This window comes from Actinomyces procaprae, assembly GCF_004798665.1.
Lineage (GTDB): Bacteria > Actinomycetota > Actinomycetes > Actinomycetales > Actinomycetaceae > Actinomyces > Actinomyces procaprae.
Window position 1 is genome coordinate 1,064,449 of record NZ_CP039292.1, and the last position, 24,213, is coordinate 1,088,661.

Sequence of the window (24,213 nt, forward strand, 5' to 3'; positions counted from 1 at the left end):
CTACCGGTCAGGCGCGGCGACGGGCGCCCAGGAGCGCGGCGCCGGAGGCGAGCAGGCCGGCCGCGACGATCGTCAGGCCGAGTCCCTCGGCGCCGGTCTTGGCGAGCTCCTTGCCGGACTCCCGTGCGGGGACGGTGACGGCCACGGTTGCGGAGGTACCGGTCGCCCCGGTGGTCGGGGCGCTGGTGCCGGGCTGCTCGTTCTGGGTGATGGTGTTGTCGTCGTTGGTGCGCGCGGACAGGCTGTACACGCCACCGGAGACGGTGATCAGCGTGGTGGAGTCGCCGCCCTCGCCGTAGCGGTCACCGGTCAGGCGCAGGATGTAGGTGCCGTCGGGTACGGAGGGAGCGGAGAAGGTCTCGTTGAAGTCGCCGTTCTCGTCGACGGTTGCCGAGCCGATGGTGGCGACCGGGGTGGCGTCGGCCGACTCGGCGTCCTCCTGACGCAGGAGCACGGCGGTGGCGGTCTCACCCGGGGTCAGGCCGGAGGCGGTGATCTCGAAGGACTGGGCGCCGGCCTCACCGGAGATGACGTACTCGCCGGAGAAGCTGGTGCCGTCGAGGATGATCTGCTCGCCGGCGGTGTCGCTCATGGCGCCGCTGTAGTCGAGGCACTGGGCGGCGACGTACCACGGGTCGACGTTGGGGTCGGTGCCGAGCTCGGCGACGGCCGCGCTCAGGTCCAGGGTGGCGCTCCAGGTGCCACCGGCGTCGGCCTCAACCGTGACCGGCGTGGAGAAGACGGAGCCGTCCTCATCGTTGGTCAGGGCCACGCTGACCTGGCCGGGGTTCTCCGCAGTGCCGCAGCCGGAACCGGTCACGGTCAGTGAGGAGCTCGGGTCGACGACCCGGTTGCTGGGGGCATCAAGGGTGAAGCCGCTCTCGGTGGTGAACGCGAGCGCGGGGGTGGATACGGCAAGACCACCGGCCACGAGGGCGGCGGCGGTGGCTATGGTGATGGGGCGTCCCAGACGCATGAATCCTCCAAGTGGGATAGACAAGCCGCGGCGCGGGGCGGCACCGGACTGCCCCCTACCCTGTCTCAGATCTCGGTTCAGAGACAACCTCATTGTGTGTGATCTATCCGTGATTTCAGGGTTGCTTGGGCTCTCAGTAGTCACACCAGTCCCAAAAACGGGACTTACATCCCAAGTTGGTGGTTGTTTGGATGCGGATCGGTGGGGAGAAGTACCCATGCCCGCAGAGCTGTTTGGAGGGCTCACGGCGCGTGTCCCGCCACGGCACGTGCGGGGCGGGACACGCGCACCACGCGAGTGAGCGACGCCGGGCGGGGGAGCCGTCGGCCGTGCCCGGCGGGCGGCCCCGTGCCTCACCAGATCGTCACGCGCTCCTCGGGTGCGAGCCACAGTGCATCAGCGGCGGTCACGTTGAAGGCCTCATAGAAGGCATCCACGTTGCGCACGATCCCGTTGCAGCGGAACTCCGCCGGGGAGTGCGGGTCGATCGTCAGCAGCAGCTCGGCGTAGTCGTCGCGGCTCTTGTTGCGCCAGATACGCGCCCAGGAGTAGAAGAACCGCTCCAGGCCGGTGAGGCCGTCGATCAGCGGGGCCTGCTGCACGGACTCGATTCCGGCGTCGGCCAGGGCCAGCGTGTAGGCCTTGAGCGCAATACCCAGTCCGCCCAGGTCGCCGATGTTCTCCCCGATCGTGAGCTCCCCGTTGACATGGGGGACGGTGTCACCGTCCTTGCCCTCGGCCTGCGCCCGCGCGACCAGTGCCGCCGGCCGGTAGGCGTCGTACTGGGCGATCAGTGCATGAGTCCGCGCCTCGAAGGCCTCCCGGTCCGCCTGGGTCCACCAGTCGGTGACCTTGCCGTGCCCGTCGAAGGTGGAGCCCTGGTCGTCGAAGCCGTGGCCGATCTCGTGGCCGATCACGGCGCCGATGCCGGCGTAGTTGACGGCGTCGTCGGCCTGCGGGTCGAAGAAGGGGGGCTGCAGGATCGCCGCCGGGAAGACGATCTCATTCATCGTCGGGTTGTAGTAGGCGTTGACCGTCTGCGGGGTCATGTGCCACTCATCCCGGTCCACCGGGCCGCCCAGCTTGCGCACGGCGCGGGCCAGCTCGAAGGCCTCCACCGACCGCACCGAGCCGACGACGTCGCCGGGCGTGACCGTGACGGCGGCGTAGTCGCGCCACTTGCTCGGGTAACCGATCTTCGGGGTGAACAGGGACAGCTTCTCCAGGGCGCGCTCGCGGGTGGCCGGGCTCATCCAGCCCAGGGCGGAGATCGACTGCCGGTAGGCCTCAATCAGGCGGGCGACCAGCTGCTCCATACGTGCCTTGTGCGCGGGCGGGAAGTGCCGGGCGACGTACAGCTCGCCCAGCGCCTCTCCCAGCGTGCCCTCGATCAGCCCGACGCCGCGCTTCCAACGGGCTCGCAGCTCGTCCACGCCCTGGAGGGTGTGGGAGTAGAAGTCGAAGTTCTCCTCCACGAAGTCGCTTGAGAGCAGCGTCGCGCGGCCGTGCACCAGGTGCCATGCGGCCCAGGCGCGCAGATCCTCCAGCGGCGTCTCCTGCCACACCTGCGCCAGGTGCTGCAAGTAGTCGGGCTGCTCGACGATCGTCTCCTCCAACAGGGCGCCCGGGTGCGCTCCGGCTGCCGCAACGGCCGCGTTCACGCCCTCGCGCCAGGCCTCCCAGGGGAAGGCGGGCGCGGAGGCGACCAGGTCCTCCCAGGCGGTGGGGTTGTTGATCTTCTCAATGTCGCGGCAGGCGACCCGGTCCCAGTGCCCTCGGGCCAGTGCCGTCTCCACCGCCATGACCCGGTCGGCGAGCGCCTCGGCGGCGGCCCCCAGCCGTCCCGGCAGGCCCGCCAGGTCCAGCATGCGCGCCAGGTGGGAGACGTAGGCCGCTCTGAGCTCGGCGCGGTCCTCCTCCCGGTAGTAGGACTCATCCGGCAGGCCCAGGCCGGACTGTGCCATCCAGGTGGTGTAGCGCTCGGGGTCGTTCAGGTCCACCTCGACGTCGATGTCCACCGCCCCGGTGAAGCCGGCCGCCAGGTGCGCGCCCAGCGCGTGCGCGAGTGCGTGCTTGTCCGCCGCTGCGAGCACGGGCACGAGCTCGGGGTGCAGCGGGGCGGCGCCGAGCGCCTCGACGTGCTCCTCGTCGAGGAAGGCGGCGTACAGGGCTCCGAGCTTCTCCGCGGAGGTGGCGGGCAGCCCCGTGCGCGGGGCCGCGGCCAGTTCCTCCAGGATCTCCCGGCAGGCGGCCTCGGCGGCGTCACGCAGCACCAGGAAGGAGCCGGTGGCGGGGCGGTCCGCGGGGATCGTCGTCGTCGCCAGCCAGGTCCCGTTGACGTTGCGGAACAGGTCGTCCTGGGGGCGTACGGAGGCGTCGGCGGCGGCGCTCTCGTACACGCCCGCCAGCACGCTGCCCGAGTCGGCCTCGGCGGAGCCGGCGCGAGTGGACGAGCGGAGTGTGGAGTCGGTCGGATCAGTCATGGCGCCACGCTAGCCCGCGTGTGCACATTCGCCCGTATTCGCGGGTGGAGGGCGCCAGATATGTTCGCGTGAGGCACAATCCGTGCATGCGCATTCATATCGGTACCGACCATGCTGGATTCGAGCTCAAGGGCGTTCTCGTCTCGCACTGGCGCGAGGCCGGCCACGAGGTGATTGACCACGGCTGCTATGTCTACGACCGCCTCGACGACTACCCGGAGTTCTGCATCGCCTGCGCCGAGGCGGTGGCGGCCGAGCCGGGCAGCCTCGGGGTGGTGCTCGGTGGCTCCGGCAACGGCGAGCAGATGGCCGCCAACCTGGTGAGCGGTGTGCGGGCGGCGCTCGTCTGGAGCGAGGAGACTGCCCGGCTGGCGCGTTGTCACAACGATGCCAATGTGGCCGGCCTGGGGGCGCGCATGCACACCATTGAGGAGGCCGTCGGCATCCTGGACGCCTTCATCACCGAACCCTTCAGCGGCGATCAACGACACCAGAACCGGATTGACCAGATGGCCGCCTACGAGGCGGGCCGCACCCAGCGGCGGGACTGAGACGTTGGTGGCAACCCGCCTGTGCCGGGCGGGTTGCGGGCGTGACGCGGCCATCGTGTAGCGTCCCCGGCATGCCCGAAGGCCACACCGTCCACCGCCTTGCAGGCGCCCTCACTGAGCTGTTCGGCGGTCAGCGCTTGACCGTGTCCTCACCGCAGGGGCGCTTCTCCGACGGCGCCGCCCGCCTGGACGGGCGGGTGCTCCTGGAAGGTCAGGCCTACGGCAAGCACCTGTTCGTGGCCTTCGCGCCGGAGGCGGACGTACCCGCCGACTCCCCGGACGTGGACTGGCTGCGCATCCACCTGGGGCTGTACGGATCCTGGACCTTCGACGGTGACAGCGCCTTCACGGCGCCCCACTCGATCGGTGCGCCCCGGCGCAGGGTGGGGGAGCGCGGTGAGCATGCGCTCACCCACGGCGGTGGCTCGGCGCTGGCCGGGATCAGTGGGCGGGCGCCTGCCGCTGTTCCGCCCGGCGCCTGGACTCCGCCCGCGCCCCGTGGGGCGGTGCGGCTGCGGCTGACCGGGGAGCACGGCGTCGCGGACTTGACCGGTCCCGCCGCCTGCGAGGTGCTGGACGCCGCAGGTGTCGCGGCGGTGCGGCGTCGCCTCGGGCCGGATCCGCTGCGCCCGGACGCGGACGCGGATGCGTTCATCGCCGGCGTGCGCCGCCGCCGGAGGGCTGTGGGCGAGCTGCTCATGGACCAGTCGGTGCTGGCCGGGGCGGGCAATATCTTCCGTGCGGAGACGCTGTTCCGGGTGGGAGTGTCTCCGTTCAGGCCGGGGAACCGCGTCAGTGCGAGGCGGTTGCAGGCGGTATGGGATGACCTGGTTCCGCTCATGCAGTACGGGGTCGCCACCGGCTTCATCACCACGGTCGACGCCGCGGACGTGCCCGAGCCCCTGCCCGCCGACGACGAGGAGGCCGGACGCTGGTACGTCTACCACCGTACGGGCCGTCCGTGCCTGCGCTGCGGCACCGCGATCGCGGAGCGCGAGGTGGCCGGCAGGCGCCTGTTCTGGTGCCCGTCCTGCCAGTCCCGCTGAGCCGCATCGCCGTGGCGGCGTCGTCAACGCGGCCGTCGATGCGGGCGCCGTCCTGGCGACCGTCGCCCGCCGTCGTCCACTCCTCGGCGAGGGCGGCCGAAGCCCCTGCTAGATGTAGATGGTCGGGTCGAGCATCAGCTCGGGGTCGGTACGCGGATCACGGGCGCGCGCGGGCACGCCGACACCGACGTGGTCGGCCGGCAGGTTCTTGACCAGGACCGCGTTGGCGCCGATCTTGGCGCCGTCCTCCACCGTCACCGGCCCCAGGACCTTGGCGCCGGCGCCGATCTGGACGTTGTTGCCGATGGTGGGGTGGCGCTTTCCGGGTGTCATTGACACCCCTCCGAGAGTGACGCCGTGGAACATGAGCACGTCGTCGCCGACCTCTGCGGTCTCGCCGATCACCACGCCCATGCCGTGGTCGATGAAGAAGCGTTCCCCGATCTTGGCGGCCGGGTGAATCTCGATGCCGGTGGCGGCGCGCGCAGCCTGTGACAGGGCGCGGGCCGCGAAGCGGTGGCCCTGCTGCCACAGGCTGTGGGCCGCGCGGTGGGCCCACAGTGCGTGGACGCCCGGGTAGAGCAGGGCCACTTCCAGGTTCGAGCGGGCCGCCGGGTCCCGCCGTCGGGCGGTTGCCAAATCCTCCTTGGCTAGCTCGAAGAACGACCGGCTGGGCTTGTGCATGGTGCTCCTAGGACGACGGCCTGATGACAGGTCTGACAACAGACAGGGACTTCAGGGATGGAGGGCGCAGGGGGCACCGCGAATGGTGCCTGACCTGCGCTGATCCGCCGGGACAACGTCGGTGGTGGCATCCCTGTTCCCGGGATACCGCCACCGACGCCGGACTGTGCCCGAATCCGCTGTGGGATGTGACCGAATGCGGGTTCGGCGGTGTGCGGAGCCGGCGCGGCGGGCGCCCGCGGAACGGGCGGGCCCACTCAGCTCAGGTGCCTCAGTTCAGGTACTCGGCGTACAGCGCGGTGGACAGGTAGCGCTCGCCGGTGTCCGGCAGCAGGGTGACGATCGTCTTGCCCTCAAACTCCGGGCGCTGGGCGATCTGCGCGGCGGCGGCCAGGGCCGCGCCGGAGGAGATGCCCACCAGCAGCCCTTCCTCGGAGGCGGCGCGGCGGGCGTACTCCAGTGCCGTGTCTGACTCGATGTGCAGCAGCTCGTCCCAGATGGACTGGTCCAGCACCTCGGGGATCACGTTGGGGCCGATGCCCTGGATCTTGTGGGGGGCGGCCTTGCCCTCGCTGAGCAGCGGGGACTCGGCGGGCTCGACGCCGAAGATCTTCACATCGGGAACCTGCTTGCGCAGGATCTGCCCGACGCCGGTCAGGGTTCCGCCCGTGCCGATGCCGGCCACGAAGACGTCGATCTGGGAGTCGGTGGCAGCCAGGATCTCCTGTGCGGTGGTCTCACGGTGAATCTGCGGGTTGGCGGGGTTGGTGAACTGGGAGGCGAGCACGGAGTTGGGTGTCACCGCCTGAATCTCCTCGGCGCGCTTGACGGCGCCCGCGACGCCGCCCTCGGTGGTGAGCACCAGCTCGGCGCCGAAGGCGCGCATGATGGCGCGGCGCTCCTTCGACATGGTCTCGGGCATGGTGATGATCACCCGGTAGCCGAGGGCCGCCCCGACCATGGCCAGGCCGACCCCGGTGTTGCCGGAGGTCGCCTCGATGATGGTGCCGCCGGGCTTGAGAGCGCCCGAGGCCTCGGCGGCACGCACGATGGACAGCGCGATGCGGTCCTTGACGCTGCCGGCGGGCTCGAAGGCCTCGACCTTGGCGAGGACGGTCGCGGGTGCGCCATCGGTGACGCGGTTGATGCGGACCAGGGGGGTGGAGCCGACGAGCTCGGTGATGTTTGCGGCGTATGCCATTGCAGTTCCTTTAGTCGTGTGGGGCGGAGGACGACTGCGCCGACTCGGCGTGGAGGGATGCGTGTCGCTCCAGGCCTGAGGGCGCGTGCGCAACTTCCTAGCGGGAGAGGTTGAAAGGGCGTGATCATTGCCCTGAGCGCCGGGCATGCGCGCTACGACGCGCGCACAGTGTCATGGCCAGGCGCTCTAGCGACACTGGCAGCAGCAGAAGGACATCACACACATGACGTTGCTCGCCGTCATGAGGTCCTCCTCGGTGCTGGTGCTGCTGAAAACTGCGGGGAGTCGTCGGTGCCCTGTGGCGCCGACCGCCGCTGGCATGACATTAGCGCGTGGGGATGAGGCGATGTCAATTGCTCCGCGGCGTGAGGTGCGCGGCATTAGGCGTGCCGTGAAGTGCGGGGAATGGTGGTCTCAACGATGCGCGTACCCGCCGGCTCGGGAAGGGCGGCGCCGCCTGTCAGCGCCGCGAGCTGCTCCGCCAGTGCCTCGGCGTCGGCCTCGGCGGTGGAGACGGTGAGGACGGCGTGGGTCGCCTCCCAGCTGGTCTCCTCCACCCCGATTCCCTCCGGGGCGCCGCGTCCGCGCAGCTGTGCCTCCAGGCGGCCGGCGTCGGCCACGGGCACCCGCACGCGCCACAGGCTGCGGGTGTCCAGGCTGACCCGGGAGGCGGCGGCCAGTGCCTGTGAGGCGGCCTGCGAGTAGGCGCGGGCCAGGCCGCCGGTTCCCAGTAGGACTCCGCCGAAGTAGCGGGTGACGACGACGGTGGTGTTGGTCAGTCCCGTGCCGCGCAGCACCTCCAGGATGGGCTGGCCCGCAGTGCCGGAGGGCTCGCCGTCGTCGCTGGAGCGCTCGATGGGCTGCGCGCCCGGCACGGAGACGATGAAGGCGCTGCAGTGGTGACGCGCATCTGGGTAGCGGGCCCTGACTGAGGCGACGAAGGCGCGCGCGGCGGCCTCGTCGTCGGTGCGTGCGGCCCGCCCCAGGAAATGGGAGCGCTTGATCTCCAGATCGGTCTGCGGCTGTTCGCCCGGCGCCAACGTGATGACGGCGGCCGCAAGTTCTGCGGCGTCGGCGGGGGAGGACGATGACGCGGTCATGACTCCATGTATAGCCTGTATAGCCTCGGTGCGCGGGTGGGCGGAGTAGCCGGGCGGGACGGGACTGATCTCACACGCCCGGCGGGGCCGACGGGCTGGAATGGATTCCGGTCGAACCGCTAGGGTGACCCCTGGTCAACTATCCTTCGGGTCGCCCGTGACCGGGCGGCCCCACGACTTTGAGAGGAGCGGGCTCATGGCAGTACCGAAGCGGAAGATGTCCCGCAGCAACACCCGCAATCGTCGTTCGCAGTGGAAGGCCAAGCTGCCCGAGCTCCAGACGGTTCGCGTCGGTGGTCGTAAGATCGCTGTGCCCGGTCGGCTGTCGAAGGCCTACCGGACCGGTCTCCTCGAGGACTGAAGCCGCTTACGCCCTGGCGGCAGCCGGGGCATGCGGCAAAGCGGCGGACTCTGTAGGTCCGTCACATGCGGGTGTAGCTCAATGGTAGAGCCTCTGCCTTCCAAGCAGATGGCGCGGGTTCGATTCCCGTCACCCGCTCGGTGAACACGCGGCCGCACCGCTTCGTGGTGGCGGTCGCGGTCGTTTACACGGGGTGTGGCGCAGCTTGGTAGCGCGCCTGCTTTGGGTGCAGGAGATCGTGGGTTCAAATCCCGCCACCCCGACGACGAGGACGCCCACGAGCTTGCTCGTGAGGCGTGCGAGGAGGAAGGGGCAACAAGGCCGCCAGGCCGAATACCCCGACGACGAGGACGCCCACGAGCTTGCTGCTCCTCACCAAGGCGGATTCTCCGGGCGCTGCTCTGGCGGGTGATCGCCTACAGTCGTCACTGTGTTGTCGGGCCTGTTGCTTGTTGCCGGCGTCGTGGCTGCCATCGGCTGCATAGTGCTGCTGCCGGGCAAACGGCGCGCAGCGGGCGTGGCGCTGTCCGGCGTACCGCTGGTCGTCGGCCTCGCCTACGGGCTGTTGAACCGGCACGACCCCGCTGCGTTGCCGATCGGCCTGCTACTCGGAAGCCTGGGCGGCTTCGACGCGCTGGCAATCGGCGTCCTTCGTGGTGACAAGCGCCACGGGACGGGCCTGCATCGGCTTCGCCCGGCGGACGTGTGCGTCGCGCTGGTCTACGTCGCGATCGTGGCGGCGACCTACGCAACGTCGGCCGACGCATTGCGGGACGAACAGGGCGAGCCGCTGTTCATCATCTCGGAGCCATTCAGCCTCGTGGCGACCGCGCTGGTATTCGTCTGCGTGATCTTGTCGTCCGACGCCTTCGACAAGGGACACACTCGGGCATGCGTCTGGTGGAGTGCGCTCCTGGTGCCGCTGGGATTCATGCTCGTCCTGCCCATGGGACTCGACCCTCTGCTCCCTCCGGCCGGGCTTTTCATCGGAGGGGCCTGCGCCGTGTTCGCACTCCTGGTCGGGTTGCTTCCCAGCACCGGCTCGACTGAGACCAACATCCACAACCTGCGCAAGGCGCACGTGCTGGCCTTCCTGAGCTACCTCGGGATCATCGCGGTGGGTGTGGTGTACGTGATCATCTGGCGGCAGCTCACCCGGTAGCGGGCGCCCTGGGCCTCGCGTTGCGCCTCGGCTGTCTGCTACGAGCTCTCGCCCACCCCGAGCACGAGCTTGTGACCGGGGTTGCCGTGGTTCTCGGGCGTGCTCCTTCGCCGTTACCTGGCTCCTACGCCGCCGACTCGCCCACGGCGGCCGCCAGCGCTCGGATCTGCGCCGGGGTGGTGCGGCAGCAGCCGCCGACGGCGCGGGCTCCCAGCGCCTCCCAGGCGGGCAGTGCGCCGGCCAGGAGATCGTCTCCGCGTCCCGTGCCGCCGCCCGCGGACCAGGCCTTGGCCGCGGCGTCGTACTCCTCACCGGAGTTCGGGTAGACGACCAGCGGCAGGCCGGTGGCCTGCGCGAGCAGTCTCAGCGCCGTCGTCGCCGACTCCACGTTCGTGCAGTTGACGCCCAGCAGCCGTATCTGCGGGCAGGCCCCCGCCCAATCCGCTACCTCCTCAAGCGGCGTGCCGTCGCGCAGCGCGGCGCCGTCGTCGCGCACCGATAGCGACAACCACGCGGGCGCCCCCGGCGCCTCATCGGCCAGTAGCCCCAGCAGGGCGCGGACCTCCGGCCCCTGCGGCATCGTCTCCAGCGCCAGCAGGTCCACGCCCGCCGCCAGCAGCAGCCGCAGCCGAGGTCGGTGGAAGGCACGGAACTCCTCGTCGGTGCGTGTGTAGGCGCCCGTGTACTCGCTGCCATCGGCCAGGTAGGCGCCGTAAGGTCCGATCGAACCCGCCACCAGGCCGTGGCGGCCGGTGTCCGCCTCGTGCTCGTCGCGTGCCCGGCGTGCCAGCTGCACGGCCCGGCGCAGCATCTCCTCGGACTCGCCCCGGCTCAGGCCCGCGCGCCGGTAGGCGTCCAGATTCGCCTGATAAGTGTTGGTGGTGGCCACGTCAGCGCCGGCGGCGAAGAAGCTGCGGTGAACCGTCAGGATCGCCTCCGGCGCGTCTCGCATCGCCAGGGCGGACCACAACGGCCCGGAAGTGTCCACACCCAGCTTCTCCAGCTCGGTCGCCATCGCCCCATCGAGGACGATCGTCCCCCGCCGTGCCAGTAGTCTCGTCAGTGCGTCGCTCATCCTGATCCCCTCCCGACCCTGATCGCGGCCGCCGCGCGCCGACGGCACAGCCTCACCCTAGCCGGGAAGACCGGGCGCACCTTCCCGGACCCACACCCAGGAAGTCCCATGCCACTCCAATCCGACACCGTTGCCAGCGAATCCGCCGAACAGCACGACCGCCTCCAACGCAAGATGAGTTCGCGGCACCTGACCATGATCTCCTTCGGCGGGGTCATCGGCACCGGTCTGTTCGTGTCCTCCGGCTACACCATCAGCCAGGCCGGCCCGCTGGGAACCGTACTCGCCTACGCCATCGGTGCGCTGCTGGTCTACCTGGTGATGCTGTGCCTGGGGGAGCTGAGCGTGGCCATGCCCTGGACCGGCGCCTTCCACGTGTACGCCAAGGAGTTGATCGGTCCCGGCACCGGCTTCGTGGTCGCGGTCCTGTACTGGCTCACGTGGACCATCGCGCTGGGCTCGGAGTTCACGGCCGCCGGCGCCATCATGCGCCACTGGTTCCCGGACACGCCGGTGTGGATGTGGTCGGCCATCTTCATCGTGGTGGTCTTCGCCTCCAACGTGTTCTCGGTGCGGGTCTTCGCCGAGACCGAGTCGTGGCTGGCGGGGGTGAAGGTATTCGCCATCATCGCCTTCATCGTGATCGGCGGCCTGGCCATCATCGGCGTGATTCCCATGGCCGACGGCTCGCCCGCCCCCGGCCTGGGCGGGCTGACCCGCGACGGCGTGTTCCCCAACGGCTTCGGGGCCGTGCTGACCACCATGTTGACAGTCAACTTCGCCTTCTCCGGCACTGAGCTGATCGGCGTCGCCGCGGGGGAGACCGCCGACCCGCACCGCAACATCCCGCGCGCCATCCGCACCACCCTGGTACGCCTGACCGTGTTCTTCATCGGCTCGATCCTGGTCCTGGCGGCCCTCATCCCGTGGCAGGAGGCCGGCGTGGAGGAGTCGCCCTTCGTTACCGTGCTGGACATGATCGGCGTGCCCAATGCGGGCGACCTCATGAATGTGGTGGTTGTCACCGCCATCCTGTCCGCAGCGAATTCCGGCCTGTTCGCCTCCACCCGCATGCTGTGGTCCCTGGCCAATGAGGGGACGGTGCCGGCGGTCGTCGCCCGCACCACCCGGCGGGGCGTGCCCGTGGTCGCGCTCTCGCTGTCCATGGTGGGCGGGTTGCTGGCTCTGCTCAGCTCGGTGATCGCACCCGGTACCGTCTACCTGGCGCTGGTGTCGATATCCGGGCTGGCGGTGGTGATCGTTTGGATGGCGATCGCCGCCTGCCAGTTCGTCTTCCGCCGCCGCTGGCTCGAGGCCGGGCACAGCGCCGCCGAACTCGGCTACCGCACGCCCGGCTACCCGTGGGTACCGCTGGCCGCCTTCATCGGCTCGGCCGCTTCCTGCATCCTGATCGTCTTCGATCCCGACCAGGCCTCAGCCCTTTACTGGACGGTTCCCTTCGTCGCCCTGTGCTACGCCGGGCACGCACTTGCGCTGCGCCGCGGCTGGGTGAGGGCCTGAGCCGGGCGGGTGCGACGTCGGCGGCGCGCGCCGCACATAGGCTGCTGCCATGCCCTCCTACCGCACCATCCTCACGGTCACCGATCTGCTGCCCGGCCACGGCCCGCAGGACGTGGAGGCCGCGGCCCGGGAGGCAGTCGCCTCCACGACGACGCTCGAGGCCTTCCAGATCGACGTCGTGCGCGGTCGGCCGCGCGTCACCGTCCGGTTCACGGGGGCCGACGACGCCGCTGCGCGCGCCGTCCACCACCGCACCGTGGCGGGCGTGCGGCGGGCCGCCGTCGTCCCATCCCAGGTGCTTGCCAAGGTGGTGGGCGGGCGGAGCGTGCCGCTCACCCTGGAGACGTGAGCGGGGATGCCGGTGTCGGGCGCTCGCGCGGCACCACGGCGGGGCCGGCCACCGGGGCGGCGGCCCTTCCCCGGGAACATGCGCAGGTGCCGCCGCATCCGGGCGCCCGGCGGCGTCGGCCGGGAGTGGAATGTGAGCAGTTCCCGCCGCCTGTGGGTGGGCTCATTTGTCACCGGGCCGCGACCGTGCCCTAGGATGGCCCGGAATTGACGCCGCACCAGGGCGTCCGCCGGGGCCTGTCCGGCCCCGCGTCACCAGTCGCATTCATACATTCGGAGTAGAACCCCGTGAAAAGCACCGTCGAGAACCTTGACCCCGCGCGCATCAAGCTGACCGTGGAGGTCCCCTACGAGGAGCTGGGGCCGAGCCTCGACGCCGCCTACAAGGAGATCGGCTCCCAGGTCCAGATCCCGGGGTTCCGTCGCGGACACGTCCCGCCGCGCATCATCGACCAGCGCGTGGGCCGCGCCTCCGTCATCCAGGAGGCCGTCAACAACAAGCTGCCCGACTTCTACCGCGACGCCCTCGCCGAGTCCGGCCGCGTGCCGCTGGGGCAGCCGGACATCGAGGTCACTGAGCTGGTCAACGTGACCGGCCCGCAGGGTGGCCAGCTCGTCTTCACCGCCGAGGTCACTGTGCGTCCCGAGTTCGAGCTGCCCGAGCTGGGCGAGCTGGACGTGACCGTGGACGCCGTCGAGGTCACTGACGCCGACGTCGACGCCGAGTTGGACAACCTGCGCGCCCGCTTCGGCTCGCTGAAGTCCGTCAAGCGCGCCGCCAAGACCGGCGACTTCGTCACCATTGACCTCAAGGCCGTCATCGACGGCGAGGAGGTCGACTCCGTGTCCGGCGTGTCCTACGAGATCGGCAAGGGCAACATGCTCGAGGGCCTGGACGACGCCCTGACCGGCCTGAAGGCTGAGAAGTCCGCCACCTTCACCACCAAGCTTGCCGGCGGCGAGCACGCCGGTGAGGAGGCCGAGGTCACCGTCACCGCCACCGCCGTCAAGGAGCGCGAGCTTCCCGAGGTCGACGACGAGTTCGCCGAGATGGCCTCCGAGTTCGATACCGTCGACGAGCTGCGCGCGGACCTGCGCCGCCAGGCGACAGAGCGCAAGACCGGCGACCAGGCGATCGCCGCCCGCGACGCCCTGCTGGAGCGGCTGCGCGAGGCGGTCAGCTTCGATGTGCCCGAGTCCGTCGTCGAGGATGAGATCAAGCAGCACCTGCAGGCCGAGGGCAAGCCCGAGGGCGACCCGCACGCCGATGAGATCCGCGAGGACGTGACCACCGGCGTGCGCGACCAGATCCTCCTGGACGTGCTCGCCGAGTCCCTGGACGTGTCCGTCACCCAGGACGAGCTGCTGGAGTTCCTCATGCAGACCGCCCAGCAGTACGGCATGGAGCCCGCCCAGTTCATGCAGGGCGCCCAGCAGGCCGGGCAGATCCCCGCATTCGTCTCCGAGATCGCCCGCAACAAGTCCCTGGCCATGGGGCTGCGTCAGGTGACGGTCAAGGACTCCAACGGCGAGACCGTGGACCTGACCGACTTCATCGGCTCCGATGAGCTCGACGCCGAGATGAGCGCCGCCGCTGCGGCCCAGGCGACTGAGGATGAGGTAGTCGTCTCTCCGGCCGACGCCGATGAGGCCGCCTCCGCCTCCGCGGACAGCGGCTCCGACGTCGAGTAGGGTTCTCGCCGGCACGCCGCTTCGGCGGTGATGTGCTGCTCATGACTGATCGACTGCGGGGTCGGCACCGGCTTTGGTGCCGACCCCGCGGGTTCCTCTTGCGGCCTGCCGAGCGGCCGACTGGTCTCAGGCGTGTTCGCGACCGTCCATGTCCACCATGACCAGCTGCATGCGGCACGGGGTGACGGCGGTCAGGGCGTGGCGGTCGTTCGGGGCGAGGTAGATGACGTCGCCCGCACGCATGCGCTCGGTGCGCCCGGAGACGGTGAAGTCCATCTCGCCCTCCAGCAGGGTGACGACCACCGCCTTGGGGGAGGCGTGCTCAGTGAGCAGTTGGCCGGCGTCGAAGGTGAAGATCACGGTGCGCAGGACGGCATTGTTGACCACGACGCGGGAGGTGGTGGCCTCCTCGCTGACCGGCAGGGCCTCATTCAGGCCGAGGCGGAAAAGGGACTCGGATACGGGCGTGGTGGGCATGGTCGGCTTCCTTTCGTGATGAGTGCTGTCATTAAGGCGGTAGAAGACGGCGCTGGTGGGCGCGTGGGTGCGGCAAGCACCGCACTGTTTGTTCCTCCTCGAGCCGTTTCAATTACGGTGTCGAGGTTACCCGCGCCCTGAGGCGGCGAGCCGGTGGGTTCCGGCACATCCGGGGCCGGCTGCGTCGTCGTCCTGTGGGCCGTAAGCGAAAAGCCCCTGCTCCTGGGCATGCGCTGGACGGGAGGCGGGTTAGCGTTGGCATCACCGAACACGGAAGGACTGACGTGAGCGAGCTCCACACGCCCCCGGCGGCCACCACTCCGGCCGCCGCCGACGGATCCGGGACGGGCCTGGGCCTGACCGACTCCATCTACAACCGTCTGCTCAAGGAACGCATCATCTGGCTCGGCTCCGAGGTGCGCGACGACAACGCCAACGCGATCTGTGCGCAGATGCTGCTGCTGGCCGCCGAGGACCCCGAGCGGGACATCTACCTCTACATCAACTCCCCGGGCGGCTCCGTGACCGCCGGCATGGCCATCTACGACACCATGCAGTACGTCCAGCCCGACGTGGTCACCGTCGCCACCGGCCTGGCCGCCTCCATGGGACAGTTCCTGCTGTCCTCCGGAGCCCGCGGCAAGCGCTACATCACGCCGCATACCCGCGTGCTCATGCACCAGCCCTCCGGTGGGGCGGGCGGATCGGCCACCGATATCCGCATCAACGCCGACCTGATCATCAAGATGAAGCAGGAGCTGTCCGAGATCACCGCCGAGAACACCGGACACACGGTCGAGGAGATCATCCGCGACTCCGACCGCGACCACTGGTTCTCCGCGCAGGAGGCCCTGGAATACGGATTCGTCGACCACATCGTGAGCTCCAGCCGCGAGATCGGCACCCAGAACGGAGAGAACTGACATGACGAGCTCTCGCCCCTACTTCGACGCCGTCGCCCGGCAGGTCCAGGCCGCGGGCATCGACCCGCGATCCCTGCCCCAGGCCCGCTACGTGCTGCCCCAGTTCGAGGAGCGCACCGCCTACGGCTTCAAGCGGCAGGACCCCTACGCCAAGCTGTTCGAGGACCGCATCGTCTTCATGGGCGTGCAGGTCGACGACGCCTCCGCCGACGACATCATGGCGCAGCTGCTGGTCCTGGAGTCCCAGGACCCTGACGGCCTGATCACCATGTACATCAACAGCCCCGGCGGTTCCTTCACGGCGCTGACGGCCATCTACGACACCATGCAGTACATCAAGCCGCAGCTGCAGACCGTGTGCCTCGGGCAGGCCGCATCCGCGGCCGCCGTGCTGCTGGCGGCGGGATCGCCCGGCAAGCGCCTGGCACTTCCGAACGCCCGCGTGCTCATTCACCAGCCCGCCATGGAGGGCGTGCAGGGCCAGGCCAGTGACATCGAGATCATCGCCAACGAGATCGACCGCATGCGCACCTGGCTGGAGGAGACCCTGGCCTCCCACACCGGTCAGCCGGTGGAGAAGGTGCACGCCGACCTCGAGCGCGACACGATCCTGACGGCCACCGCCGCCAAGGAGTACGGCATCGTCGACCAGGTGCTCTCCTCCCGCAAGGCGCCCGCCTCGCCGCACTCGGCGTGAGCACGGCCCCGGGGAGCGTGCTCGGGCGGGGCGGCACCGGTCCTCCGGTGCCGCCCCGCCTCCCCCTCGCCGAGATCGGTAGTTGTTACGTATCGAGGTCGGTAGTTGTTACGTGCCGAGGTCGGTAGTTGTTACGTGCCGAGATCGACGCGGAGGGGCGTTCCTCCCAGGGTGTCATGGCTTGATGTAGGTCGCTCCGGAGCTGACATACTCCGCAATCGCAGGTATAGCGGCCGGTACGATGCGGAACCATGATGGCAGAGTCTTAACGGGGAGAGCGTGGTTGGCCACTGAACGTGAGCACACTTCGAAGGCTACGCCGGCGGCAGCGGCCCGCTCCATTGCGGCAGTCCAATCGTTGGTGCCCTGAATCGCATAGATCGCTGTTCCATTGATCATCACCGTGATGGCGGCAGCCAAGCCGAGTTCGGTCATATTGGCCAGGTTGCTCAGTGCGGCCGGCCAACGATCAGCTTGAGAAACATGAAGAACAAAGTGACTCATCTCGGTGATGATGACTTGCGCGGAACGGATCGTGTTGCGAGTCCTTGTGTGCTCGACGTCGAGCTGCATCGGGCCGCTAGGCTGTCCCGTGTGAATTCTTCCTCCCAGGACGGTCCACTGCTTGTCAGCGCTTGCTTGGCGGGCGTCAAGTGCCGGTACGACGGCGGTGCAAAACCGGATCGCGACGTCGTCGGCCTGGTTGCCGAGGGGCTGGCCCTGACGTTGTGTGCCGAGTTGATGGGTGGTCTGCCCGTCCCACGGCCACCCGCCGAGATCGTGGGTGGCGACGGCGAAGACGTGCTCGACGGGCAGGCACGCGTGATCACTCGTGACGGCGAGGACGTCACCGGCGCCTTTATTCGTGGTGCCAATGCGGCCGCCGTTGTGGCGGCGCATATGGGCTGTCCCGCCGCGGTGCTGCAGGAGCGCAGCCCGTCCTGCGGCGTGCGTACCATCTACGACGGCACTCACAGCGGCAAACTCAAGCAGGGCTGCGGCGTACTGGCGGCCGCACTGCGCCGTCGCGGGATCGCCGTCGTAACCGCGGGAGCTGCCCGGGAACGCCGCCGGTAGCCGACGCTAGGATTTGGCGCATGCGCCAGTTCGTCGTCGACGCCTTCACCGACCGTCCCTTCGCGGGCAATCCGGCCGCCGTCTGCCTGCCCGAGACCTGGCCCACCGACCAGCTCATGCTCGCGATCGCGCGGGAGAACAACCTCTCCGAGACCGCATTCTGCGTGCGTGAGGGGGAGCAGTGGCGCCTGCGCTGGTTCACTCCGGGCGGCGAGATCGACCTGTGCGGGCACGCCACCTTGGCGACCGCGCACGTGCTGCTGGGCGAGCTCGGGGCCGGGGACGACGTCGTCTCCTTCGAAACGCTTAGCGGCCGCCTGACCGTGCGCCACCGCGAGGGCCGGTACGAGATGGACTTCCCCGCCTACCGGTTGCGCCGCGTCGAGGTCACCGATCAGATGGAGACGGCACTCGGCGCGCGTCCCTCTGAGGCGTGGATGGGACGCGACCTGTTGTGCGTGTTCGACGACGAGGCGACCGTCCGCGGCCTGACGCCGGACCTGGGGCGGGTCGAGGTGCTGCCGGGGCCGCTGTGCCACGCGACCGCGCAGGGGCTCGAGTTCGACTGCGTATCGCGCAGTTTCGCCCCGTCGCTGGGGATCGCGGAGGACCCGGTCTGCGGCTCCGGGCACTGCCACATCGCCCCCTATTGGTCCGGGCGACTGGGCCAGGCACATGTTCGCGCCTGGCAGGCATCCCCGCGCGGTGGTGAGTTGCGCTGCACGGTCGACGGCGAGCGGTGCGCCTTGGCGGGCGCGGCGGTCACCTTCCTGCGCGGTGAGGTCGTCGGCCTGTAGCGGCTTCGGATGCGGCATGCGGCCTGGACCGATCTCGGCACGTAATATCTACCGACCTCGGTACGTAACTTCTACCGACCTCGGTACGTAACTTCTACCGATCTCGGTGGGGGGCAGGGGTCAGTGGGAGACGCGCAGGAGACGGTAGCCCTTGGAGGAGGCTGCGCGCTCTACTTGCCAGCCCTGTTCGCCCAGCCACTTGGCCAGCGAGTCCGCGCCGAGGTTCTTCTGCACCACCAGCCAGGCCTCGCCGTCGTCGGCGAGCAGTTCCAGCCAATCAGTCAGCAGCGTGTGCAGCGCCGGCTTGCCGATCCGCATGGGCGGGTTGGACCAGATCAGGTTCAGCCGCGTGCCCGAGTCTCGCAGCTCCGCTAGCAGCGCGTCGGCCAGGACCGCGCGCACGCGGGTGTGCCCGGCGTCGGCGGCGTTACGGCCCGTAAGCTCCACGGCGCGCTCGTTGACGTCCGTGGCCAGCACGGTGGCCTGCGGGGCAGCATCCGCCAGGGCCAGCGTCAGCGGCCCCCAGCCGCAGCCCAGGTCCAGGAAGGTGCCCGTCTGTGGCGGCTGCGGCACCTGCTTCAGCAGCACGCGCGTGCCCAGGTCCAGCCGGTCGGCGGAGAACACGCCGGACGCGGTGGTCACGTCGTGCTCGGTGCCGCGGATGACGAAGTGGTGGCGCCGCTCCTCGGCGGGCGTCTCGGGGGAGGCGGTGAAGTAGTGCTGGTCGTTCACGCGCCCGACCCTACCGGGCGCGCGCTCGGCCGGTCGTGATCGGTCCGCTCACGCCGCTCGGCGGGCCCGCAGCGGGGTGAGGGCGAGCGCCAGGGTGAGCACCGCCGTCGTCGGTACCAGCAGACCCTCCTGCACGCCCGCAGCCGACGGCGCGATGAAGGCGGTCGCCAGCGTTCCCAGGGCGGCAGCTCCGGCCGCGTTCGCCACCGTCACGGAGGTGGCGATTCGCGCCGGGGAGATGTCGTCGGGCGTCCCGCCCAGGTCCTCCGGGGCGGTCACGCAGCGAATCATCGTGTCCTGGTGCATGAGCCCCATTCCGGCGCCCGCGGTCGCGAAGCCGAGGTGGAGGCACCACCAGGGCGCGGCGGTGGCGAAGGCGAAGGTCATGAGCGTCCCGCCGACGGCGAAGCAGGCCCCGCCCGCGCCGATCCGCATCCGGAAGCGGCGCGGATCGCGGGCCGGATGCGCCGCCGTCCAGATGGCGATTGAGGACCAGGCCAGTCCCGCACAGGTCAGTGCCCACCCGACCGCCGCCGGGCCCAGGCCCAGCACGTCGTGGGCAGCGGGCGAGACCAGGTAGTCGAGCGTGAAATAGGCGGCGCACAGCCAGGCGAGCGTAGCCAGGGCCGCCCGCCGCCCCGGCACCAGACGCATGGTCCCGCTCGGGAACACCCGGGCGCAGGCCCACACCACCACCGCCAACCCGGCCGCCCCGACGGGGGCGAACCAGGCCGACGCCGCCGGCACCGCTCCAATGCCCGCCACGCCGACCGCCATCGCCAGGGCCGGCACCAGCGGGGGACGGGCCTCGTCGTCCTCGACGTGCAGCCCGCGGATCTCCCGGGCCATCACCAGCCGCGCCGCCACCAGCAGCGGCACGTAGGCGACCAGCGCCCAGCGCCAGCCCCACGTCTGGGAGACCGCGGCCGCGTAGCCCGGGCCGAGGATGGAGGACACGATCCAGGTGGCCGAGCCCGCCGCCAGGAACAGCCGCCGCCACGCCTCCGGCAGCCCCGCCACCAGCACGCCCATGCTCACCGTGGCCAGCGCCCCGGCCGCCAGCCCGCGCAGCACCTCGCCGGCCACGTACACGCCCACGCTTGGGGCCAGCGCCCCGGTGACGGCCCCGGCCACGAGAACGGCGGTGAGCACAGTTATCAGCCGGTCGGCCCGCCAGCGGGCCAGCATGGCGCCGCCCAGCGGCATGGTCAGGAAGGTCGGCACCATGGCGGCGGCCGTCACCAGGCCGTAGTGGGCGCGGGCGCCCAGGTCCGTGGCCACCAGTGGCAGCACCGTCTGGTTGATGTAGGTCTGCATGCCCGCAAGCAGCTCGACCACCAGCATCGCCGTGGCCAGGTGCCCCACCGGCGTGGTCGCCAGGGCACGCAGCGACGGTTGCGGGGGCGACGGCGTGGGAGCGTGGTCGGGGGAGCTCACCGCCCGAGCGTATCGACGCGGCCGCGGTCGGTGCGACCGCCGTCGGCGAACGCGGCCCGCGGGCGCTCGGCAGGGAAGTGGCCAGGCAGTAGCATTTGAGTCCGCATGGAAAACACGCAGCACCACAGTAACTCCGCCGATCCCGCCGTCAACCACAGCGCCGACGGCACCGTCACCTCCGACAACGACGCCGGTCCTCTCAACGACCCCGACCCCGCCGCGGCGCTCGCCGCCCGGGTCCGCTCCCGCGCCGGCACCGCCCTGGCCTCAACCGCCGACCGCCATGGGCGCGCCGACGCCGACGATGCCGGCGCCCTGGAACGCGAGGCCCGCGCCGGCACCCGCCGTGTGGCCGGCCTGTCCACCGATCAGGAGGACATCAGCGAGGTCGAGTACCGGCAGGTCCGCCTCGAGCGCGTCATCCTGGTGGGACTTGAACTGCCCCATCCGGGCTCGAGCTCCAATTCGGTCTCCGCGTCGGGCGCTGCCCCCGCCGCCCAGGACGCCGAGACCTCCCTGCGTGAACTCGCCGCCCTGGCCGAGACCGCCGGAAGTGAGGTGCTCGACGCCCTCATTCAGCGCCGCGACCACCCCGACCCGGCCACCTACCTGGGTTCCGGCAAGGCCAAGGAACTGGCCCAGATGGTCGCCGACACCGGCGCGGACACGGTCATCGTCGACGGTGAGCTCGCCCCCTCCCAACGCCGCGCGCTGGAGGACGTGGTGGACGCCAAGGTCGTGGACCGCACCGCCCTGATCCTGGACATCTTCGCCCAGCACGCCAAGTCCCGGGAGGGCAAGGCCCAGGTGGAGCTGGCACAGCTGGAGTACCTGCTGCCGCGCCTGCGTGGCTGGGGCGAGTCCATGTCCCGGCAGGCCGGCGGACGGGTCGCCGGCGGCCAGGGCATCGGCTCGCGCGGCCCCGGTGAGACCAAGATCGAGCTGGACCGCCGCCGCATCCGCCAGCGCATGGCCAAGCTCCGGCGCGAGATCCGCGCCATGGCCCCCTCCCGTGAGGTCAAGCGCGGCTCCCGGCGCCGCGGCCCCATCCCCTCGGTCGCCATCGCCGGGTACACCAACGCCGGCAAGTCCTCCCTCATGAACGCCCTCACCGGTGCCGAAATCATGGTGCAGGACGCCCTGTTCGCCACCCTGGATCCCACGGTCCGCAAGGCCGAGGCCGCCGACGGGCGCATCTACACCCTCACCGACACGGTGGGCTTCGTGCGCAACCTGCCGCACGAGCTGATCGAGGCCTTCCGCTCCACCCTGGAGGAGGTCGCCGAGGCCGACGTCGTAGTGCATGTGGTCGACGCCGCTCACCCCGATCCGCTCGGCCAGATCGCCGCGGTCCACGCCGTCCTGGCGGGCATCCCCGGCGCCATGGACGTGCCCGAACTGGTGGTGCTCAACAAGGCCGACCTGGCCGATGCCGTTACTTTGGCCGCGCTGCGCACCCGCCTGCCGGATGCCGCAGTCGTCTCCGCCCGCACCGGCGAGGGACTGGCGGAGCTGCGCGAGCGCATAGAGGCGATGCTGCCGCGGCCGGATGTGGCCGTGGACGTCGTCGTCCCCTACTCGCGCGGGGACCTGGTCTCCCGCGTGCACGCCGATGGCGACATCACCGCCGTCGACTACGTGGAGGCCGGCACGCACGTGGTTGCCCGCGTGGACGCCGCCCTGGCGGCCGAGCTGACCGCCGTCGACGCCGGGTGAGTCCCGTGCGCGAGACGAGTGCGTCGGTCCCGGCGGAGCGGGCGAAGACGGACACCGCCGCCCCGGCCGGCACGTCCGCCGCCCCGGGCTCGTCGGGTACGACGGAGCAGGCGCGCACCCTGGCCGCGCTGGACGCCGCCGTGAACGCACTCGGCGGTAGCCCGCGGGAGGGGCAGACCGAGATGGCCCGCAGGGTGGCCCACGCCATCACCTCCGGCGGCCACCTGCTGGTGCAGGCGGGTACCGGCACCGGCAAGTCGCTGGCCTACCTGGTGCCCGCCATGGTCCACGCCGTCGACGCCGGCGAACGCACCGTCGTGTCCACCGCCACCCTTGCCCTGCAGCGCCAGGTGCTCACCAAGGACGCCCCGCTCGCCGCCGACGCCGTAGAGCGGACCACCGGCACCCGCCCCACCGTCGCCCTGCTCAAGGGCTGGCAGAACTACCTGTGCCGCCACCGCCTGGCCGGCGGCTACCCCGACGACGACGCCGACACCCTGTTCTCCGCCGCCGCGGCCACGCCCCGCGTACGCATCGGCGAGGGCGCCGAGCAGAGCCTGGGCGAGCAGGTGGTGCGGCTGCGCGAGTGGGCCGAGCAGACCGACACCGGCGACAGGGACGATCTGGTGCCCGGCGTGTCCGACCGTGCCTGGGCACAGGTATCGGTTGCGGCCGCCGAGTGCCTGGGCACAAACTGCCCCCTGCACGACGAGTGCTTCCCGGTGCTCGCCCGCGCCACCGCGGCCGAGGCGGACGTGGTGGTCACCAACCACGCCATGCTCGGTATTGCCGTGGCCGGAAACCCCGGGGTGCTGCCCGAGCATGAGGTGCTGGTGGTTGATGAGGCCCATGAGCTGGCCGACCGGGTGCGCTCCCAGGGAACCGCGAGCCTGTCGGCGGCGGCGGTGGCGCGCGTGGCCGCCACCGCCCGCCGCCACGCCGGCGTGCTGGTCAACGATTTGGAGGAGGCCGGGCAGACCCTGCAGCTGGCCCTGGCGGAGCTGCCCGATGGCCGCCTGACCGATGGGCTGCCGCCGGCGCTCGCCGACGCCCTCACCCTGCTGGGTGCCGCCTGCCGGCAGGTGCTCACCGATGTGCGCGAGGCCGCCAAGGCGGCCGGGTCCGCCTCGGCGAGCGGCGACGCCGGAGCCGTGGCGCTGGCTCGCACTGCCGTCGCGGACATGACCGACGTCGTCGAGCGCATGACCTCCGACTCGGTGGCCCAGCGGCGCGACGTCGCCTGGGTGGAGCGGCCGCGCCTGGGCAACGAACCACCCCGGTTGACGCTTGCCCCCATCGACGTGGCCGGATCGGTGGCGGACACGCTCCTGGCCGACCGGGCCGCGGTGCTCACCTCCGCCACCCTGGCCCTGGGCGGCAGCTTCAACCCCATGGCGGCGGCCCTGGGACTCACGCTCGCCGACGCCGGCTGGGAGGGCCTCGACGTCGGCACCCCCTTCGACTACGCGCGCCAGGGGATCCTGTACACCCCCACTCACCTGCCGCGCCCTGGGGTGGGCATCTCCGAGGCGGCGCTGGAGGAGGTGGTGGCGCTCGCCGAGGCCAGTCGCGGCGGCATGCTGGGGCTGTTCTCCTCCCGGCGGGCGGCCGACGACGCTGCGGCGCTGCTGCGCGAGCGTACCGCCCTGACCGTCTATGCGCAGGGGGAGGACCGGCTGCCCACCCTGGTGGAGGCCTTCGCCGCCGACGAGGACGCCTGCCTGGTGGGGACCCTCTCGCTCTGGCAGGGCGTAGACGTGCCCGGACGCACCTGCCGGCTGGTGGTGATCGACCGCATTCCCTTCCCCCGCCCCGACGACCCGGTCGCCCAGGCGCGCAGCGAGGCCGTCACGGCCGCGGGAGGCAATGGCTTCATGACCGTCTCGGCCACTCATGCAGCGCTGCTGCTGGCACAGGGCGCCGGGAGGCTGGTGCGCCGGGCGGATGACCGCGGCGTCGTCGCCGTGCTGGATCCGCGGCTGCGCACCGCCCGGTACGGGGCATTCCTTGCCCGCTCCATGCCGCCGCTGTGGCCTACCAGGGACCGCGACGTCGTCATGGGGGCTCTGGGGCGGCTCGCCGCGGGGACGTGAACCGATCCAGGTGGAAATAGTGTCCCGGTACCCGTGCGGCGCCGGTCCGGACCGCGTACCCTGG

General features: G+C 70.7%; 23 protein-coding genes and 2 tRNA genes. 15 read left to right on the top strand and 10 right to left on the bottom strand.

From position 1 onward, the window contains the following. Positions 1-7: 7 nt before the first annotated feature. Entirely contained in the window at positions 8-976 is a 969-nt protein-coding gene (locus E4J16_RS04155; RefSeq protein WP_136192739.1) for an LPXTG cell wall anchor domain-containing protein, read from the bottom strand. A 353-nt stretch (positions 977-1,329) separates the two neighbouring features. Beyond that, complete coding sequence (locus E4J16_RS04160) at positions 1,330-3,459, bottom strand: M13 family metallopeptidase (protein ID WP_136313339.1); 2,130 nt, start codon at positions 3,457-3,459, stop codon at positions 1,330-1,332. A gap of 86 nt (positions 3,460-3,545) precedes the next feature. Here E4J16_RS04160 and E4J16_RS04165 point away from each other — a divergent pair, with 86 nt between their 5' ends. Both E4J16_RS04165 and E4J16_RS04170 read left to right on the top strand, forming a co-directional pair. Further along, entirely contained in the window at positions 3,546-4,010 is a 465-nt protein-coding gene (locus E4J16_RS04165; protein ID WP_136313340.1) for a ribose-5-phosphate isomerase, read from the top strand. 71 nt (positions 4,011-4,081) lie between these two features. Beyond that, the gene (locus E4J16_RS04170; protein WP_136192742.1) at positions 4,082-5,056 is read left to right on the top strand and encodes an Fpg/Nei family DNA glycosylase; all 975 of its coding nucleotides are present in this window, start codon (positions 4,082-4,084) and stop codon (positions 5,054-5,056) included. Positions 5,057-5,164: 108 nt separating this feature from the next. Here E4J16_RS04170 and epsC read toward each other — a convergent pair whose 3' ends face one another. From epsC to E4J16_RS04185, 3 genes are all read right to left on the bottom strand, one after another. Further along, positions 5,165-5,740: a serine O-acetyltransferase EpsC gene (gene epsC / locus E4J16_RS04175; RefSeq protein ID WP_136192743.1), complete on the bottom strand. Its 576-nt coding sequence runs from the start codon at positions 5,738-5,740 to the stop codon at positions 5,165-5,167. 271 nt (positions 5,741-6,011) lie between these two features. After that, positions 6,012-6,941, bottom strand: a complete 930-nt coding sequence (cysK, locus tag E4J16_RS04180; protein ID WP_136313341.1) for a cysteine synthase A — start codon at positions 6,939-6,941, stop codon at positions 6,012-6,014. A 380-nt stretch (positions 6,942-7,321) separates the two neighbouring features. Further along, positions 7,322-8,041 carry an IMPACT family protein gene (locus E4J16_RS04185; RefSeq protein WP_136313342.1) on the bottom strand — a complete coding sequence of 240 codons (720 nt, stop codon included), beginning with the start codon at positions 8,039-8,041 and terminating at the stop codon, positions 7,322-7,324. 196 nt (positions 8,042-8,237) lie between these two features. On the opposite strand from E4J16_RS04185, the gene rpmF reads away from it, so the two are divergent. From rpmF to E4J16_RS04205, 4 genes are all read left to right on the top strand, one after another. Further along, the gene (gene rpmF / locus E4J16_RS04190) at positions 8,238-8,402 is read left to right on the top strand and encodes a 50S ribosomal protein L32 (protein ID WP_092535029.1); all 165 of its coding nucleotides are present in this window, start codon (positions 8,238-8,240) and stop codon (positions 8,400-8,402) included. 67 nt (positions 8,403-8,469) lie between these two features. Then, positions 8,470-8,540 (top strand) — tRNA-Gly (locus tag E4J16_RS04195). A gap of 51 nt (positions 8,541-8,591) precedes the next feature. Further along, positions 8,592-8,665 (top strand) — tRNA-Pro (locus E4J16_RS04200). A gap of 167 nt (positions 8,666-8,832) precedes the next feature. Beyond that, positions 8,833-9,564, top strand: a complete 732-nt coding sequence (locus E4J16_RS04205) for a hypothetical protein (RefSeq protein ID WP_136192746.1) — start codon at positions 8,833-8,835, stop codon at positions 9,562-9,564. A 124-nt stretch (positions 9,565-9,688) separates the two neighbouring features. On the opposite strand, the gene mmuM is transcribed toward E4J16_RS04205, so the two are convergent. After that, the gene (mmuM, locus tag E4J16_RS04210) at positions 9,689-10,639 is read right to left on the bottom strand and encodes a homocysteine S-methyltransferase (protein WP_136313343.1); all 951 of its coding nucleotides are present in this window, start codon (positions 10,637-10,639) and stop codon (positions 9,689-9,691) included. Positions 10,640-10,813: 174 nt separating this feature from the next. Here mmuM and E4J16_RS04215 point away from each other — a divergent pair, with 174 nt between their 5' ends. The 3 genes from E4J16_RS04215 (at position 10,814) to tig (ending at position 14,200) form a co-directional block, all read left to right on the top strand. Next, positions 10,814-12,160: an amino acid permease gene (locus E4J16_RS04215; protein ID WP_204519998.1), complete on the top strand. Its 1,347-nt coding sequence runs from the start codon at positions 10,814-10,816 to the stop codon at positions 12,158-12,160. A gap of 49 nt (positions 12,161-12,209) precedes the next feature. Next, on the top strand, positions 12,210-12,509 hold the full coding sequence (locus E4J16_RS04220) for an FMN-dependent dehydrogenase (RefSeq protein ID WP_136313345.1): 300 nt from the start codon (positions 12,210-12,212) through the stop codon (positions 12,507-12,509). Between the two features lie 287 nt (positions 12,510-12,796). Continuing rightward, positions 12,797-14,200 (top strand): trigger factor, encoded by a 1,404-nt coding sequence (tig, locus tag E4J16_RS04225; RefSeq protein ID WP_136313346.1) that lies wholly within the window; start codon positions 12,797-12,799, stop codon positions 14,198-14,200. A 126-nt stretch (positions 14,201-14,326) separates the two neighbouring features. On the opposite strand, the gene E4J16_RS04230 is transcribed toward tig, so the two are convergent. After that, positions 14,327-14,677 (bottom strand): cupin domain-containing protein, encoded by a 351-nt coding sequence (locus E4J16_RS04230; RefSeq protein ID WP_136313347.1) that lies wholly within the window; start codon positions 14,675-14,677, stop codon positions 14,327-14,329. Positions 14,678-14,961: 284 nt separating this feature from the next. On the opposite strand from E4J16_RS04230, the gene E4J16_RS04235 reads away from it, so the two are divergent. Together E4J16_RS04235 and E4J16_RS04240 are read left to right on the top strand one after the other, a co-directional pair. Beyond that, positions 14,962-15,600, top strand: coding sequence for an ATP-dependent Clp protease proteolytic subunit (locus E4J16_RS04235; RefSeq protein ID WP_136313348.1), 639 nt, complete (start codon positions 14,962-14,964; stop codon positions 15,598-15,600). A 1-nt stretch (position 15,601) separates the two neighbouring features. Next, positions 15,602-16,297, top strand: a complete 696-nt coding sequence (locus E4J16_RS04240) for an ATP-dependent Clp protease proteolytic subunit (RefSeq protein WP_136192756.1) — start codon at positions 15,602-15,604, stop codon at positions 16,295-16,297. A 174-nt stretch (positions 16,298-16,471) separates the two neighbouring features. Here E4J16_RS04240 and E4J16_RS04245 read toward each other — a convergent pair whose 3' ends face one another. Next, positions 16,472-16,870 (bottom strand): DsrE family protein, encoded by a 399-nt coding sequence (locus tag E4J16_RS04245; protein WP_240038262.1) that lies wholly within the window; start codon positions 16,868-16,870, stop codon positions 16,472-16,474. Positions 16,871-16,891: 21 nt separating this feature from the next. Between E4J16_RS04245 and E4J16_RS04250 the strand changes: the two genes are divergently transcribed. After that, positions 16,892-17,374 carry a 2-thiouracil desulfurase family protein gene (locus tag E4J16_RS04250; RefSeq protein ID WP_240038263.1) on the top strand — a complete coding sequence of 161 codons (483 nt, stop codon included), beginning with the start codon at positions 16,892-16,894 and terminating at the stop codon, positions 17,372-17,374. A 20-nt stretch (positions 17,375-17,394) separates the two neighbouring features. Then, complete coding sequence (locus E4J16_RS04255; protein ID WP_136313351.1) at positions 17,395-18,171, top strand: PhzF family phenazine biosynthesis protein; 777 nt, start codon at positions 17,395-17,397, stop codon at positions 18,169-18,171. 120 nt (positions 18,172-18,291) lie between these two features. On the opposite strand, the gene E4J16_RS04260 is transcribed toward E4J16_RS04255, so the two are convergent. Further along, positions 18,292-18,903 (bottom strand): class I SAM-dependent methyltransferase, encoded by a 612-nt coding sequence (locus E4J16_RS04260; protein ID WP_136192760.1) that lies wholly within the window; start codon positions 18,901-18,903, stop codon positions 18,292-18,294. Positions 18,904-18,951: 48 nt separating this feature from the next. After that, positions 18,952-20,340: an MFS transporter gene (locus tag E4J16_RS04265; RefSeq protein ID WP_240038264.1), complete on the bottom strand. Its 1,389-nt coding sequence runs from the start codon at positions 20,338-20,340 to the stop codon at positions 18,952-18,954. Between the two features lie 105 nt (positions 20,341-20,445). On the opposite strand from E4J16_RS04265, the gene hflX reads away from it, so the two are divergent. After that, positions 20,446-22,056: a GTPase HflX gene (gene hflX, locus E4J16_RS04270; RefSeq protein WP_136313352.1), complete on the top strand. Its 1,611-nt coding sequence runs from the start codon at positions 20,446-20,448 to the stop codon at positions 22,054-22,056. 119 nt (positions 22,057-22,175) lie between these two features. Further along, positions 22,176-24,149 carry an ATP-dependent DNA helicase gene (locus tag E4J16_RS04275; protein ID WP_204520001.1) on the top strand — a complete coding sequence of 658 codons (1,974 nt, stop codon included), beginning with the start codon at positions 22,176-22,178 and terminating at the stop codon, positions 24,147-24,149. Positions 24,150-24,213: the final 64 nt, after the last annotated feature.

Coding starts and splice junctions, on each gene's coding strand:
- E4J16_RS04185 (WP_136313342.1), bottom strand. CDS start 8,041: ATGACCGCGTCATCGTCCTCCCCCGCCGACGCCGCAGAACTTGCGGCC.
- E4J16_RS04165 (WP_136313340.1), top strand. CDS start 3,546: ATGCGCATTCATATCGGTACCGACCATGCTGGATTCGAGCTCAAGGGC.
- hflX (WP_136313352.1), top strand. CDS start 20,446: ATGGAAAACACGCAGCACCACAGTAACTCCGCCGATCCCGCCGTCAAC.
- mmuM (WP_136313343.1), bottom strand. CDS start 10,639: ATGAGCGACGCACTGACGAGACTACTGGCACGGCGGGGGACGATCGTC.
- E4J16_RS04240 (WP_136192756.1), top strand. CDS start 15,602: ATGACGAGCTCTCGCCCCTACTTCGACGCCGTCGCCCGGCAGGTCCAG.
- rpmF (WP_092535029.1), top strand. CDS start 8,238: ATGGCAGTACCGAAGCGGAAGATGTCCCGCAGCAACACCCGCAATCGT.
- epsC (WP_136192743.1), bottom strand. CDS start 5,740: ATGCACAAGCCCAGCCGGTCGTTCTTCGAGCTAGCCAAGGAGGATTTG.
- E4J16_RS04220 (WP_136313345.1), top strand. CDS start 12,210: ATGCCCTCCTACCGCACCATCCTCACGGTCACCGATCTGCTGCCCGGC.
- E4J16_RS04170 (WP_136192742.1), top strand. CDS start 4,082: ATGCCCGAAGGCCACACCGTCCACCGCCTTGCAGGCGCCCTCACTGAG.
- E4J16_RS04230 (WP_136313347.1), bottom strand. CDS start 14,677: ATGCCCACCACGCCCGTATCCGAGTCCCTTTTCCGCCTCGGCCTGAAT.
- E4J16_RS04245 (WP_240038262.1), bottom strand. CDS start 16,870: ATGCAGCTCGACGTCGAGCACACAAGGACTCGCAACACGATCCGTTCC.
- E4J16_RS04255 (WP_136313351.1), top strand. CDS start 17,395: ATGCGCCAGTTCGTCGTCGACGCCTTCACCGACCGTCCCTTCGCGGGC.
- E4J16_RS04160 (WP_136313339.1), bottom strand. CDS start 3,459: ATGACTGATCCGACCGACTCCACACTCCGCTCGTCCACTCGCGCCGGC.
- cysK (WP_136313341.1), bottom strand. CDS start 6,941: ATGGCATACGCCGCAAACATCACCGAGCTCGTCGGCTCCACCCCCCTG.
- E4J16_RS04155 (WP_136192739.1), bottom strand. CDS start 976: ATGCGTCTGGGACGCCCCATCACCATAGCCACCGCCGCCGCCCTCGTG.
- E4J16_RS04215 (WP_204519998.1), top strand. CDS start 10,814: ATGAGTTCGCGGCACCTGACCATGATCTCCTTCGGCGGGGTCATCGGC.